The following is a 15176-nucleotide window of genomic DNA, read 5'->3' as shown; positions in this document are numbered from 1 at the left end:
GGCGCAGATATTCGGCGCCTTCGATGAAATTGCAGCGATATTGTTCATGAAGGTGAATGCAACCCAGCCCCATTACATGCAACCCAGCCCCATGACATTTCGTGTACCCCCAAATCTTGCCTGCCTTGTTCGCTCGGGGTAGGATCACGGCTTACGGAGATCCTTCTTCCAACATTGGAGGATGCGGCCATGCAGCGGGCGAAGCAAGCTTCGAAAAAGAAGCGAATGACCAAAGCCGCCATGCCGGCGCTGGGAGTAGCCGGTCTAACCTTTTCGCTGGCGGGAAGTGCATCGGCTTCGGCCGTACCGACCGTGGACGTTCAACACAGGCCGAGCTTCGCGCCCGGCCAAGTGACCGCGCTCAGCGAGGAAGAACTCGCCGACGTCAACCTCGCCACCTTCCATCTCAATCTCATCGACCATGGAAGCGTCGCGGGCGGCGTGCTGCTCGCGCGGGGATGCGGTGGTTGTCATGGCTGCGGAGGCGCCAGAGGTTGCGGAGGCGCCAGAGGTTGCGGAGGCTGCAGAGGCTGCGGCGGCTGCAGAGCGTGCAGAGGCTGCCGCTGCGGCGTCGGTTGCGGTGGATGTGGCGGCTGCGGCGTTGGTTGGATCGGGGTAGGCGTGCCATTGGTGTCATGCGCAGGGTGCTGTGCATCGTGGGGCCGCTGCCGCTGGTGCTAGGACGCAGCGCTCCCTGACTAGGTATGGACACGTCGCGATTTCATCGGCCGGGCCCGCGAACGACCCGGCCATTTTCTTGCCTTCGTTGCAACGTTCGGCGCGCCTGGCTAGTCAGCTTGCCGATGGCGGGCGAGTGTGATCCAACTTATTTCGAAGAATGGTCGAGCTCGGCGCACAAGTTGGGCGGGGCGGCGGTTTGTCGTGCGCCGGCAACCGGCAGTGACGGGAACAGGATCGGCGTGCTGACCCGATGACAGTCAATCGCAAGAGCCGCGCCGCGAGGCAGACCCGCAAGGGCGTTTTGCGCTTCGCGCCGAACTTCACCGCCTATGTCATTCCTCCCAATGTGGTCTGTCTCTATTCCGAGAATCGCAAGTTCTTCCTGCACGGCGAACTGTATTGTGCGGTAGCCACGGCGATCGGAAAAAATGGAAAGGCTGCGCCAGAGATCGTTCGCCAGCTTTCAAAGAGTTTTCCCGCCGACAAGATCGAGGAAGCGATCAGGCGGCTGTTGGAGCGCCGATACGTCGTTGGTGGAGCATCGCATACATTCGCAGGCGCCGTTGATGGGTATTGGGCGAGCCTCGGCCTGCCTCCCGAGGTTGCGGAACAGAATCTCCGCGATTGTCCCGTGCGAGTGGAATCGATCGATGTCAAAGGCGCCAGGGAACTGAGCACGGCCTTGAGCAAGCTTGGCGTTCAGATCGCCAAGCGGTCGCCGAGGCTCATCATCACGCTGGTGAACGACTATCTCGATCGAGGGCTCGCCGAGCTGAACGGGGTGCGCGTCGCCGATGGGACGCCGTGGCTCCTGGTGCAGCCGTCCGGTGTGATTCCGCTGGTGGGACCTGTGTTCAAGCCGGGCGAGAGCGCCTGCTGGACCTGCCTGTTCGATCGCATGATACGCAATCGGGAGATCAAGGGATTTCTCGACCGCGGACCGGCGCAAGCGGTCGCCGTATCGCCCCTGGTCCACGACACCGTTGGACAGACCGCAGTTCACTTCGCTGCCGTGGAGATCACGAAGGCGATTGCCTCGGGTTTTCGCACCGACCTGCGCGATCACATTGCAAGCTTCGACCTGACTGGTGCCGTCATCGCCAAGCACTATGTCGCGAAACGCCCGCAATGTCCCACTTGCGGCAGCAAGAAGCTGCAGAGCGCGCGCCGGGCGGCAACCCCGATCGAGATTGCCGAGGGCAGAAAGCTCATAGCCACCAGCGGCGGATACCGCACCGTGACGTCGCGAACCACCGTCGCGCGGTTCCGCAAACACGTCAGTCCGCTGACCGGCGTCGTTTCGCGGCTCGAGCGGATCGAGGCCGATCTGCCGATGAATACGAATTTTTTCGCCTACCACAACTTCTCCGCGCCGGCCTGGAACGTTGACCAGCTCAGATCCGGACTGAGCGGCGGCAGCTTCGGCAAGGGCTCCACGGCCGAGCAGGGCGAGGCCAGCGCGCTGATGGAGGCGATCGAGCGCTATTCGGGCATTTTCCAGGGTGACGAGATCAGGACGAACCGCCGCTTTGCCGATTTCGCTCCCGGTGACGCTCTTCTTCCCAACGACGTCCAGCTTTTCAGCGACACGCAGTTTCAGAACAGACATGCCCCGCAGCCGGACGATTCACACCCGGTTCCCGAGCCGTTCGATCCCTCGACAAAAAACGAGTGGTCGCCGGTCTGGTCGTTACGCGACAAGCGCTTCAAATTTCTTCCGACCGGCCTGCTGTATTTTTTCTATGGCGGCTTCCACACGGATTCCAACGGATGTGCGGCCGGCAACACCCGTGAGGAAGCCATCGTTCAAGGCTTCCTCGAACTGGTCGAACGCGATGCCTACGCCATCTGGTGGTACAATCGGCTGCAGCGGGCCGAAGTCGACCTCACGCAATTCGACGATTCCTATGTGCGGGATCTGCAAACCCAGCTTGCCGATGCGGGGCGCAGGCTTTGGGTGCTCGACATCACCAGCGATCTCGGCATTCCCTCCTACGTGGCGATCACGCACTGGATGCAGAACGGACACGAAAATATCGAGTTCGGCTCCGGCTCGCATTTCGATCGCCGCATAGCCCTGCTGCGTTCCCTGACGGAGCTGACCCAATTCATGTCGATTGGCATGATGGGCGGCGGAAGCGGCGAGAAGCCGACGCTTGACGGCGTTACGCCGCTGCGACTTGACGATTATCCCTTCCTGATCCCCAGCGACAATCCGATCGTCCCGCCGGCACCGGGCCTCAAGGTTCACGACAATACGAGCGACCAGGTCAATGCCTGCATCGAGATTGCCACCGGTGCCGGACATGATTTCCTCGTGCTCGACCAGACGCGGCCCGACGTCGAAGTCCCCGTCGTCAGGGTGCTCGTTCCGGGCTTGCGGCATTTCTATCGCCGCTTCGCGCCCGGCCGGCTTTACGATGTTCCGGTGAAGCTTGGATTATTGGACCGCCCACGACCGGAAAGCGAACTCACTCCGTTCCTTCCACACACCTGAAGGTTGGCCTCCGTGCGCGTGCTCCGGAAAAAGCCGACCAGGAAGATCGCACCAGTCATCGCCGCCCGATTGAACGGTCGCTTTTCCCTTCATATGCAGGCGGACGGAAGCATCGCCGCTGCCCTCGGCCACTATACGGTCAATCTGGGACAATTCAGCACGGCGGCGATCGACCGTGCGGGACATCTCGCCTCCGGCCTGCCGCTCGCCTCCTTTGCCGGCAAAAGCGCCCTCGCGAGGCAGGTTCATGCCCTGGTGCAGCGACTGGCGCGGCACGGGCTTCTCGAATACCGCCTATCCTCTCCGCGCGAAGAGCAGGACCTCGTGGTCATCGAGCCGCAGGTCGCCGAATACTGGCCGCAACCTGCAAAGCTGGGGAACGGTGATACCATCGTGTTGTCGCGCTTCGCCTATCTGCGCCGGCGCGGCAACGAGATGGTGCTGGAATCGCCGCGCGCCGGGGCGCTGTTCCGGATTTGCGATCCCGCCATCGCTGCCACCCTCGCGGCCCTGTCGCAGCCCCAGAAGATCAGCAAGCTTCGCCGCCACGCGACCTCCTTGAACCTCGATCTGTTCGGATTGCTGCTCGACAGCCAGATGTTGATCAAGCTCAATGCGAAAGACGGCGACGGCCTTCGGGTGAATGAAGGCGACGGCAATCTCGTTCTCTGGGATTTCCACGATCTCGTGTTTCACACGCGGAGCACGGAGGGCCGGCATGCCGATCCAGTTGGCGGCGCGTTCACCCATGCGGGCGTCGTTCCACCGCTGCCTGCGATACGTCCGCGTTGGCCAGGCAAGAAGTTCGCCCTCCACAAGCTCTCTACGCCGGAGCCGATCTCGCCCTTCGCGAAGCTGTTGCGTGAACGCCATTCGATACGGGATTTCGACGACCAGCACCCCGTCACGATCGCCGAACTCGCACAGTTTCTCGACACCACCGCCCGCGTGCTATCGGAATGGAAGAACGGCGCGAATTTTGACGGCGGTCCTGAAGTCACCTACAGCGCGAGGCCTTATCCATCGGCGGGCAGCGCTTACGAGCTGGAATTGTACCTGGCGGTCTCGAACTGCGAGGGGCTTGCGCGCGGATTTTACCACTACGATGCGGGTGGTCACGCACTGGTCGCGATCGGCGCTTCCGCCCAGCAGCTCCAGGCGCTCTCGACGGCGGCCGAGTTTGCCATGGACGCGCCCGGCCCGCCGCAGGTCCTGATCACGATCGCTGCGCGTTTTGGGCGGGTATCCTGGAAATACAGCTCAATCGCATATTCGCTGATCCTGAAGGATGTCGGCACCATGATCCAGACATTCTATCTGGCGGCGACCGACATGGGCCTTGGCGGCTGCGCCATCGGCACGACCAACATCGATCTGTTTGCGAAAATCACCGAGCTCGAATTTCACGTCGAGAGCCCGGTCGGTCAATTTGCGCTCGGACGCGGAAAGGCACCGCTGGCCGCAAGCTAGAAGGCCAGCCGCGTTTTTTGGGCGTAACCTCAAGGCGCAGCTTGGCGGACGATGCCGCGCCCCGAACGCTCGCATTGTGGTGCTGCCGGGCGCCCCGCCACACGATGATGGTCGAACAGCCCGACGAGTTGCCCGCGGCGCTACGGTGGCAGCGTAGAGGGTGCCTCTTCCCTTCTCCCCTTGTGGGAGAAGGTGGCATAGGCGGCCAACGGCCGCTGTTTCTAAACAACGCCGACGCGCAGCGTCGGCTAGGGCGCCGGATGAGGGGTTCTCGCCACAGATGAGATCGCGGAGGCAGACCCCTCACCCCGCGTCGCTGCGCGAAGCGACCCTCTCCCACATCCGCCTTCGCCAAGGCTACGGCGGACATGAGGGGAGAGGGTATATCTCGTGCGTGGAACGCATCACTGCTTCGCCGGTTTGCGCTCGATCGGGTGGATGTCGATCGCGCGCAGGCGGCCGAGACGGAGCACGTCCATCGACAGCGTGCGGTCGATCCGGCTGTGATCGAGCGCGCGGATCAGGTCGTCGACGCCGTTGATCTCGATGCCGTCGAGCCTGATCACGACGTCGCCCGGCAACAGGCTCGCCCGCGCAGCCGGACTGTCCGGCTCGATCTGCATCAGCAATGCACCCATCTTGTTCTCGACGCCGGCGAGCACCGCATGTCGCCGCGGCACCGGCGCGGTCTGGCCGGCGACGCCGATATAGGCGCGGCGGACATAGCCGTGGCGGATGATCTCCGACAGCACGAACTGCGCAGTGTTAGAGGCGACCGCAAAGCAGATGCCCTGCGCGCCGTTGATGATCGCGGTGTTGATCCCGATCACCTCGCCCTTCGACGACACCAGCGGCCCGCCGGAATTGCCGGGGTTGAGCGCGGCATCGGTCTGGATCACGTCCTCGATGGTCCGCCCGCTGACGGAGCGGATCGAGCGGCCGAGCGCCGACACCACGCCGGCGGTGACCGTCGATTCGAAGCCAAGCGGATTGCCGATCGCGACCACGAGCTGGCCGCGCCGCAGCGTCTTGGAGTTGCCGAGCGAGGCATAGGGCAGATCGCGCGCGCCATCGGCCCGCAGCAAGGCGAGATCGGTGTCGGGATCGACGCCGAGCACATGGGCGTCGGTGACGAAGCCCTCGGTGTCGCGCAGGCGGATCTCCTTCGACGATCCGACCACATGGCTGTTGGTCAGCACGAACCCGTCGGGCGAGATCACGATGCCCGAGCCGAGCCCGCCGCGCTCGCGCGCATTGCGCACTTTCGGCCCGGTTTCGACCCGGACCACGGCGGGGCCGACGCGGTCGGTGACGTCGATCACGGCATTGGAATAGGCATCCAGCAAAGCCCGGTCATCGACCTGGGTTGCGACTTGGGCAGCGTCAGCCGTTCGCGGCGACGGCGTGTCACCGGCGGTATCTGAGGTAAAATCCAGCATGGCGAGAGTCCTTTGGTCTCCTCAGATGGTGACCGGCTCCCCGCGCCGCAAGTGGTTACGCCCGGCACCTGCCCAACCGGCCAGGATTGTGTCTCTGACGTGTGATTCACTGAGTGTCATTCCGGGGCTCGCGAAGCGAGAACCCGGAATCTCGATGCACGACCTCTCGATTCCGGGTTCGCGACTTCGTCGCGCCCCGGAATGACGGAATGGACTGCACAACACTACGGCGCCCGCCGCAGCGTCCCGCCGCGCGCCTTGACCGGATCGAGCAGCGACCAGTCGCCCTCCGGCAGCACATGGCCCTTGGGAAACGGCGCGCGCAGCTCAAGCCCGAGGGAGCGCAGCACGCGGTCGTCGCGGTAGTAGCATTGCAGCACCACGCGGACGAGCGTGGCCGCGGCAGCGCCGCCGCCGATACGAAACTCCTGCGCCACCGCATCGCGCCCGGCATCGTCGAGCTCGGCGAGCGGCTTGCCCGCGAGATCAGCCAGATGATCCAGCGCCTGCGCGACCAGCGCGGTGTCGCGGCCGAGCGTCGCCAGCATGTCGGCCTGGATCGCGGCATCGTCCGCCCCCGGCACCTTGTACTCGTCACTTTCGGGAACGATCATCGCGGCGACGGTGCGCAGATCGGCGCGCTGGGCTGCGGTCAGTTCTTTTGCATCGGGCATGTCGGTCTCTGGCGGTCTCAATCGAACAGATTGGCGAGGCGCTGCTTCATCTGGTCGGCGATGTAGAGCGCGAGGGCCTGGATGGTGGAGGTCGGGTTCACGCCACCCGAGGTGACGAAGATGCTGCCGTCGACGATGAAGAGGTTCTTCACATCATGCGAGCGACCCCATTCGTTGACCACCGAGCGCGCCGGATCGGTGCCCATCCGCGCGGTGCCGAGCAGATGCCAGCCGCCCCACGGGATCGGATCGTTGATGCAGATGTCGGTGGCGCCGGCGGCCTCGAGGATCTCCCGGCCGCGCGCCAGCCCGTGATCCATCATCTTCCGGCTGTTCGCGCTGATCGTGTAATCGATCTTCGGCGCGGGGATGCCGTGGCTGTCCTTCAACACGGGATCGAGCGTGACACGGTTGTGCTCCTCCGGCAGATCCTCGCAGATCGCCGACACCGCGAGACGATGGCCGTTGAGCTTGCGGAAGACACGGTGATGATCCTTGCCCCAGGGCAGGATGCCCTTCTGCTCGCTCGCGACCGCCTCGAACACCGGCCCGGCGCCGCGGCCGAACTGGATGCCGTAGCCGCGGACGAAGCCGCGCGACAGATCGGTGTCGTAGAACTCCTTGCTCCACAGGCAGGTCGGCGGCGCGCGGTTGCTGTCGGTCGGCTCCTTCACGAAGCCGTAGATCTGCGCGTAGGGGTGGAACATCAGGTTCTTGCCGACCAGGCCCGACGAATTGGCAAGGCCATTCGGGAATTTGCCCGACACCGAATTGAGCAGCAGCCGCGGCGTGCCGACACCGTTGCAGGCGATGATGACGACTTCGGCCGGCTGAAACCGCTCGACGCCGTCCTTGTCGTAATAGACGACGCCGGAGGCCATGCCGTGCTCGTTGGTCAGTATCTCGCGCACCCGGCAATGGGTCTTCAGCTCGACCCCGGCGCGGACCGCGTGCGGCCAGTAGGTGATGTCGGTCGAGGCCTTGGCACCCTGCGCGCAGGCCGGCGTGCAGTGGCCGAGATTGATGCAGCGCGCCCTGCCCTCGTAATCCATCGTCGCCACGGTCGTGTCCGACGGCCACCAGTGCCAGCCAAGCTTGTTCATGGCGTTGCCGATCAGCGGGCCCGATAGTCCGAGCGGCTGCTGCGGCATCGGCGGATGGCTCAGCGGCGACAGCGGATCGCCCGACAGGCCGGAGACACCCATCATCCGATCGTTCTCCTCGAAGAACGGGGTGAGCGCGTCGTAGTCGATCGGCCAGTCGTCGGCGACGCCGTCGAGCGTCTTCACCTTGAAGTCGGACGGATGCAGCCGCGGCCAGTGCGCGGTGTACATCACCGTCGAGCCGCCGACGGCGTTGAAGTTGACGACCTTGATCGGCGAATTGTCGTCGTTGATCGGATAGTCCTCGGGACGGCGGCGGACGTTCGGGCTGGACGACCACTCGCCGTAGAACTTCGCTTCCCAGTCGCGCCCGGTGCTCGGATATTCGGCAGGATTCATCCAGCCGCCCTGATCGAGGCAGAGGATATGCATCTTGGTATCGGCGAGGCTCCAGGCCACCGCGGCGCCGGACGCGCCGGCGCCGATGATCAGGACGTCAACGGGATCGTTCATTCGGATTCCTTGTTCTTATGATCCCGTCATTCCGGGGCGATGCGCAGCATCGAACCCGGAATCTCGAGATTCCGGGTCTGGTGCTACGCACCATCCCGGAATGACAAACCCACAACTTCAATTGACGATTCTCACCGGCAAGCTTCGTATACCGCGGATGAAATTGGAATAGAGCCTTTGCGGCGGGCCCATCATCTCAAAACGCAGATCGCGCGCCAGGACCTCCTCCCAGAGGATGCGCAGCTGCTGCTCGGCCAGGCGATCGCCGACGCAGCGGTGGACGCCGGCGCCGAAGGCGAGATGCTGGCGCGGCTTGGCGCGGTCGATGATGAATTCATCGGCACGCTCGATCTTGTCCTCGTCGCGGTTGCCGGAGATGTACCACATCACGACCTTGTCGCCCTTCTTGATCCGGCGGCCAGCAAGCTCGACGTCATTGCGTGCGGTGCGGCGCATGTGCAGCACCGGCGTGTGGTAGCGGATGGTTTCGGACACCAGGTTCGGAATCAGCTCGCGCCTCGCGCGGACCAGCTCCAATTGCTCCGGGTTCTCGCACAGCGCCATCAGCCCGGCCGACATCGAATTGCGCGTGGTGTCGTTGCCGCCGACGATCAACAGCCCGATCGTGCCGATGAACTCGCGCGGCTCCAGATTCCGCGTCGCTTCAGAATGCGCCAGCATCGAGATCAAATCGAAGGTCGGCGGCGCATCGACCCGCGCGTCCCACAGCTTGCGGAAATATTCTCCCATCTTGACCAGTTCGGCGGTGCGTTCGGCCTCCGAATGCACCACCGCGTCGGGGGATTCGACGTTGGCGATCGCGACATCCGACCACCAGGTCAGCTTGCCACGGTCCTCGGAGGGGAAATCGAACAGCGTCGCCAGCATCATGTTGGTGAGGTCGACCGAGACCCGCTCGGCCCAGTCGAAGGTCTCGTTGCGCGGCAGCGCATCGAGCACGGCTGCGGTGCGCTTGCGGATCAGGGCGTCGAAATTGGCGAGGTTCGACGGCGCCACGATCGGCGCCACCGTGCGGCGCTGCGCGGTGTGGCCGGGCGGGTCCATGCGGATGAAGCTCGGCCGCTCCTGCCCCTTCGGCTGGTCCGCGACCTGGATACCGCCAAGCTCGGAGGCCGACGAATAGTTCTGGTGATCCAGCTCGACCGCGAAGATGTCGTCGTAGCGCGTCACCGACCAGTAAGGACCGTAGGCCGACGCCTCGCAATAATGCACGGGATCGTCGCGGCGGAGCTGCGCGAACAGCGGCCGCCAGGTGTCGTCCTGATAAAGCCGGGGATTGCTGACGTCTATGGACATCGGCCTGCGCAGCGCCTCTCCCATCGCTTCACTCCCGCTGGTTCCGTCGCCGCTTGGCGGGCGATCGTAGTGTCGGGCCGACGATAGAGGGAATCCCGCGGCCGAGTAAAGCCGCGGGGCGGACAGTCCGCCGCGCGGAATGCGCGCGGGCCGACGCACCCGGCAAATCCCGATAGCTGCCCCGCTCCGCGATGTTTGTCGGCGGCAGGAAGACCGGTTAGCCTTGCCGGCAATCAATCCATCAGGGAGCAACGACAGGTGGCCGCATCGCGCCAGGACAACAGCCCCGAGACGGCTGCGCTGGACTACGACGTCATCATCATCGGCGCCGGCCTGTCCGGCATGTACCAGCTCTACCGGCTGCGCGAGCTTGGTCTTAGCGCGCGCGTGTTCGAAGCCGGCACCGGCGTCGGCGGCACCTGGTACTGGAACCGCTATCCCGGCGCACGCTTCGATTCCGAGAGCTATTCCTACGGCTACTCGTTCTCGAAGGAGTTGCTCGAGGAATGGGAATGGTCGGAGCATTTCGCCGGCCAGCCCGAGACCTTGCGCTACTGCAACTATGTTGCCGACAAGTTCGACCTGCGCCGCGACATCCAGTTCGAGAGCCGCGTCACGTCCGCGATCTACCAGGACGACACGCGAAGCTGGCGGATCACGCTGGAGAGCGGCGCGCAGCACTCCTGCCGCTTCCTGATCACCGCGATCGGCCCGTTGTCGACGCCGACCCTGCCGCGGATCGAGGGCCGCGACGATTTCAGGGGTCAATCGTTTCACACCGCGCGCTGGCCGAAGGAGAAGGTGGATTTCACCGGCAAGCGCGTCGCCGTGATCGGCACCGGCGCGACCGGCATCCAGACCATTCAGACCATCGCCGGCGAGGTCGGGCATCTCACCGTGTTCCAGCGCACCGCGAATTGGGCGGCGCCGTTGCACAACGGCAAGATCGACGCTGAGACGCAAGCCAGAATCAAGGCCGGCTATCCCGAGATCTTCGCGCGCTGCAAGGAGACCTTCGCCTGCTTCGTGCATACGCCCGATCCGCGCGGCGCGTTCGAGGTGAGCGAGGCGGAGCGCGAGGCGTTCTACGAGAAGCTCTATGGCGAGCGCGGCTTCGGCATCTGGCAAGGCAACTTCAAGGACATCCTGATCGACCGCAAGGCGAATGCCACCATCAGCGATTTCGTCGCGCGCAAGATCCGCGAGCGCGTGAAGAACCAGGCGGTCGCGGAGATGCTGATCCCGAAGAACCACGGCTTCGGCACGCGGCGTCTGCCGCTCGAGACCTTCTATTACGAGGTCTACAATCGCGACAATGTCGAGCTCGTCGACATCAAGGCGACGCCGATCGAGCGGATCACGCCCGAAGGCATCCGCACCAGCGACAGGGATTACGCCTTCGACATCATCATCTACGCCACCGGCTTCGATGCCATTACCGGCAGCTTCGACAAAATCGATTTCCGCGGCGCGCACGGTGCACGGCTGAAGGAGAAATGGACGCACGGCCCGGAAACCTATCTCGGGCTGATGGTCGACGGCTTCCCCAACATGATGATGCTGATGGGCCCGCACACCGCGCTTGGCAACATCCCGCGCAGCATCGAATACAGCGTGGACTGGGTCACCGGGCTGATCCGCTTCGCGCAGGAGAGAGACCTGACCTTCCTCGATGCCACGCCTGAGGGCACCGCCGACTGGACCGAGCATGTCAAGGCGCTCGGCGTCGGCCTGCTCTCCAACGAGGTCGATTCCTGGATGACCGGCATCAACCGCAACGTCGAGGGCAAGCAGACCCGCATCGTCGCCCGCTACAGCGGCAGCGCACCGGCGTATCGTGAGAGATGCGACGCGGTGGCGACGAACGGGTATGTTGAGTTGCGGTTGGGCTGACTGTGTCAGTGACGCGAGGCGCCTGCCCCATCCACCACTGTCGTCCTGGCGAAAGCCAGGAGGACCCATAACCACCGCATTCGATGATGAACGGGATCGCGGCCCCAGCGTCGCACGGTAATTGAGATTTAGGGTAATGGGTCCTGGCTTTCGCCAGGACGACATCAAGTTTACGGCTCGTGGATTGAAGCGCCCTACGCAGCCCTACCACGCATCGATACATGGTCGCTTGCGGTGGGTCCGCGGCTCGACCTTCGGCACCGAGCGCAGGCCGGCCATGATCCAGTGCCTTGTGTCGGCGGGATCGATCACCTCGTCGATCTCGAGCACCGAGGCGATCGAGACCGCCTTGCCGTTGGCGTAGAGCTCGGCGACCTTGGTCTGGAAATACTTCTCGCGCTCGACCGGGTCCTCGATCGCCTCCATCTCCTTGCGGAAGCCGAGGCGGACATAGCCTTCGAGACCCATGCCGCCGAACTCGCCGGTCGGCCACGCCACCGTGAAGAACGAGGCGTGGAAGCCGCCGCCGATCATCGATTGCGCCCCTAAGCCATAGCCCTTGCGCAGCACGATGCCGAACAGCGGCACCGTGATGCTCGCGCCGGTGACGAACATCCGCGCGACGTGGCGCACGATCGCGGTCTTCTCGGCCTCGGGGCCGACCATGAAGCCGGGCGTGTCGCAGAGCGAGACGATCGGGATGTCGAAGGCATCGCATAGCTGCATGAAGCGCGCGGCCTTGTCGCCGGCCGGCGCATCGATCGCGCCGCCGAGATGCTTCGGGTTGTTGGCGATCAGGCCGAACGGCTTGCCCTCGATGCGGATGAAGGCCGTGATCATGCCGACGCCGAAATCCCTGCGGATCTCCAGCACCGAGCCCTCGTCAGCAATCAGGTCGATCACGTTGCGGATATCGTAGACCCGCAGGCGATTTTCCGGAATCGCACGGCGCAGCAGCCGCTGGTCCGGCGCCTTCCAGTCCTGAACCGCGCCCTGGAAATAGGACAGATATTTCTGCGCCACCGTGGTCGCCTCGGCCTCGTCCTCGACCAGGATGTCGATCACGCCGTTGGGCGACTGGAACGAGACCGGGCCGACCTCGGCCGGATGGTAGACGCCGAGCCCGCCGCCCTCGATCATCGCCGGACCGCCCATGCCGATCGAGGCATTCCTGGTGGCGATGATCACATCGCAGACGCCGAGCATCGCGGCGTTGCCGGCGAAGCAATAGCCGGAAACCACGCCGACCACGGGCACCAGCCCGGAAAGTTTTGCGAACTGCACGAAGGACGGGCCGTCGAGGCCGGTCATGCCGAGCCGGTCGGTATCGCCGGGACGGCCGCCGCCGCCCTCGGCGTAGAACACCAGCGGCATGCGCCACTGCTCGGCGAGGCCGAGCATGCGGTCGATCTTCTTGTGGTTCATATGGCCCTGGGTGCCGGCGAGCACGGTATAGTCGTAGGAGATCACCATGCAGCGCGCGCCATCGGCGCCGAAATCCTTGGCGTTGACGGTGGCGACGCCTGATATCAGGCCGTCGGCCGGCGTGTTCTTGATGAGGTCCTCGACCTTGCGGCGGCGGCGCTGCGCCGCGATCGCCAGCGAGCCGTATTCGACGAACGAGCCTTCGTCGACCAGCTGCGCGATGTTCTCGCGCGCGGTGCGCTGGTTGGTCTTGCGGCGGCGCTCGACCGAGGCCGGGCGGTTCTCGTCCAGCGTGATCGCCTTGCGCGCGATCAGCTCGGCGAGATCAGACCGGATATGATCGAGATCGATCGCGGTCTCTTCCGCCGCGTGATGGCCGTCGACCTCGGCAGGCTCGAGGAACAGGATCGGCTCGCCATGCATCAGGGTGACGCCGATGCCGCCCGCGATCCTGGTCACCCGGCCGCCATGCGGCGCGGTGACGAGATGCTCCATCTTCATCGATTCCAGCACCGCGATCTGCTGGCCGGGACGGACCAGATCGCCCTCCGCGACCTCGATCGCCACGATGGTGCCCTGCAGCGGCGCGGGCACCGGGAGCGATCCCTCGGGGGCAGCTTCGGCGGTAACCGGCTTGGCAACAACGGCTTCGTTCACCTCGACGAGCGGAGGCGCAAGCTCCCTCGCCGCGCCGACCAGCGCCGCCACATGCGTATCGATGAAATTGGTGCTGATCTTGTTCCGCCCAAAGCTCTGATGCGCCAGGATGGCACCGAGGAACGGGATGTTGGTGGCGACGCCGCCGATCCGGAATTCGCGCAAGGCGCGCGATGCCTTGTGCACCACGTCGGTCCATTTTGAACTCGGCGAATGGACGATGACTTTTGCCAGCAACGAGTCGAACGCGGCAGAGGTCCGGTAGCCGGAATAGCCGAAGGTATCGACGCGAACGCCGGGACCGGACGGCAGGTCGAACACACTGAGCGTGCCGCCGGTCGGTTTCGTGATGCCCTTCTCGTCCATCACCTCCATGTTGACGCGGAGCTGCATCGCATAGCCGCGCGGCAGCGGCACGGCGGCCTGCGCCAGCCCAAGCGAGCCGAGCGTGGCGCCGGCGGCGACCGCGAGCTGCGCGCGCACGAGGTCGACGCCGAGCACTTCCTCGGTGACGGTGTGCTCGACCTGGAGCCGCGGATTGGCCTCGATGAAGGCGAACGCGCCCTCACCTTCGCCGGCTTCGTCGTCGACCAGGAATTCGAAGGTGCCGAGATTGTCGTAGCGCGCGGCGGTCGCGAGCTGCTTCGCCGCCTCGATGATGCGCGCGCGCATGCCATCGCTCAGCGACGGGCTCGGCGCCACCTCGATGAGCTTCTGGTTGCGGCGCTGGATGGTGCATTCGCGCTCCCAGAGATGGCTGATGACGCCGTGACGGTCGCCGATGATCTGTACCTCGATATGGCGGGCCTTTCGGATCAGCCGCTCGACATAGACAGCATCGCTGCCGAACGCCGCCTTGGCCTCCGACTGGCAGCGCGCATAGGCTTCGTCGAGCTTGGCGGCATCCTCGACCACGCGCATGCCGCGCCCGCCGCCGCCAGCGATCGCCTTGATCATCACGGCGGCGCCGGCGCCGAGCGCGGCGAAGAACGCCTTTGCCTCGTCCAGACTGGTCGCGCCCGAAGTGCCGGCAATGACCGGGACGCCGCATTTTTTTGCCAGCGCCTTTGCCTTGGCCTTGTCGCCGAACAGGTCGAGCGCCTCCGGCGACGGGCCGACGAAGGTGATCTTCTCCTCGGCGCAGCGCCGCGCGAGCTGCGTGTTCTCGCTGAGGAAGCCGTAGCCCGGATGCAGCGCGTCGCAGCCTGCGGCCTTGGCCGCCGCAACCACCGCCTCGATGGCGAGATAGGCCCGCGCGCCATGGCCGGGAATCTCGCGCGCCTCGTCGGCGGCGCGGACATGGAGCGAAGCCGCATCATCGGCGGGATAGATCGCAACCGTGGCAAGGCCGCTTTCGCCGGCGGCGCGGGCAATCCGGATCGCGATCTCACCGCGGTTGGCAATCAGCAATTTCTTGAAGGACATGATCGGTTCCGTAAGTTTGCTTACCTCGCCCCGCCTGCGGGGAGAGGTCGAAGCCGAAGCGAAGCGTAGGCTTCGGGTGAGG

The 15176-nt window shown here is 64.7% G+C and carries 8 protein-coding genes; 3 read left to right on the top strand and 5 right to left on the bottom strand.

What is annotated here, in order from left to right:
- The first annotated feature begins 931 nt into the window (after positions 1 to 931).
- Together QA639_RS14200 and QA639_RS14195 are read left to right on the top strand one after the other, a co-directional pair.
- Positions 932 to 3178 (top strand): TOMM precursor leader peptide-binding protein, encoded by a 2247-nt coding sequence (locus QA639_RS14200; RefSeq protein WP_157347547.1) that lies wholly within the window; start codon positions 932 to 934, stop codon positions 3176 to 3178.
- A 93-nt stretch (positions 3179 to 3271) separates the two neighbouring features.
- A complete protein-coding gene (locus QA639_RS14195) occupies positions 3272 to 4648 on the top strand; it encodes a SagB/ThcOx family dehydrogenase (RefSeq protein ID WP_198400271.1) in 1377 nt (458 codons plus the stop codon).
- Positions 4649 to 5052: 404 nt separating this feature from the next.
- Here the strand turns inward: QA639_RS14195 and QA639_RS14190 are convergent, their stop codons facing one another.
- The 4 genes from QA639_RS14190 to QA639_RS14175 form a co-directional block, all read right to left on the bottom strand.
- On the bottom strand, positions 5053 to 6087 hold the full coding sequence (locus tag QA639_RS14190) for a S1C family serine protease (protein WP_050385152.1): 1035 nt from the start codon (positions 6085 to 6087) through the stop codon (positions 5053 to 5055).
- Positions 6088 to 6311: 224 nt separating this feature from the next.
- On the bottom strand, positions 6312 to 6761 hold the full coding sequence (locus QA639_RS14185) for a hypothetical protein (RefSeq protein WP_283090091.1): 450 nt from the start codon (positions 6759 to 6761) through the stop codon (positions 6312 to 6314).
- A 17-nt stretch (positions 6762 to 6778) separates the two neighbouring features.
- Positions 6779 to 8377, bottom strand: a complete 1599-nt coding sequence (locus tag QA639_RS14180; protein ID WP_157347539.1) for a GMC family oxidoreductase — start codon at positions 8375 to 8377, stop codon at positions 6779 to 6781.
- 117 nt (positions 8378 to 8494) lie between these two features.
- Positions 8495 to 9718 carry a cytochrome P450 gene (locus QA639_RS14175; RefSeq protein ID WP_157347538.1) on the bottom strand — a complete coding sequence of 408 codons (1224 nt, stop codon included), beginning with the start codon at positions 9716 to 9718 and terminating at the stop codon, positions 8495 to 8497.
- Between the two features lie 234 nt (positions 9719 to 9952).
- On the opposite strand from QA639_RS14175, the gene QA639_RS14170 reads away from it, so the two are divergent.
- Positions 9953 to 11587: a flavin-containing monooxygenase gene (locus tag QA639_RS14170; RefSeq protein WP_283090090.1), complete on the top strand. Its 1635-nt coding sequence runs from the start codon at positions 9953 to 9955 to the stop codon at positions 11585 to 11587.
- Between the two features lie 204 nt (positions 11588 to 11791).
- Here the strand turns inward: QA639_RS14170 and QA639_RS14165 are convergent, their stop codons facing one another.
- Positions 11792 to 15094 (bottom strand): carboxyl transferase domain-containing protein, encoded by a 3303-nt coding sequence (locus QA639_RS14165; protein ID WP_157345738.1) that lies wholly within the window; start codon positions 15092 to 15094, stop codon positions 11792 to 11794.
- Positions 15095 to 15176: the final 82 nt, after the last annotated feature.

It is taken from the genome of Bradyrhizobium pachyrhizi, from assembly GCF_029714545.1.
GTDB classification, from domain to species: Bacteria; Pseudomonadota; Alphaproteobacteria; order Rhizobiales; family Xanthobacteraceae; genus Bradyrhizobium; species Bradyrhizobium pachyrhizi.
Note: the sequence above shows the minus strand (reverse complement) of the source record. Positions and strands in the feature narration are given on the sequence as shown.

Coding starts and splice junctions, on each gene's coding strand:
- QA639_RS14190 (WP_050385152.1), bottom strand. CDS start 6,087: ATGCTGGATTTTACCTCAGATACCGCCGGTGACACGCCGTCGCCGCGA.
- QA639_RS14185 (WP_283090091.1), bottom strand. CDS start 6,761: ATGCCCGATGCAAAAGAACTGACCGCAGCCCAGCGCGCCGATCTGCGC.
- QA639_RS14175 (WP_157347538.1), bottom strand. CDS start 9,718: ATGGGAGAGGCGCTGCGCAGGCCGATGTCCATAGACGTCAGCAATCCC.
- QA639_RS14165 (WP_157345738.1), bottom strand. CDS start 15,094: ATGTCCTTCAAGAAATTGCTGATTGCCAACCGCGGTGAGATCGCGATC.
- QA639_RS14195 (WP_198400271.1), top strand. CDS start 3,272: ATGCAGGCGGACGGAAGCATCGCCGCTGCCCTCGGCCACTATACGGTC.
- QA639_RS14180 (WP_157347539.1), bottom strand. CDS start 8,377: ATGAACGATCCCGTTGACGTCCTGATCATCGGCGCCGGCGCGTCCGGC.
- QA639_RS14200 (WP_157347547.1), top strand. CDS start 932: ATGACAGTCAATCGCAAGAGCCGCGCCGCGAGGCAGACCCGCAAGGGC.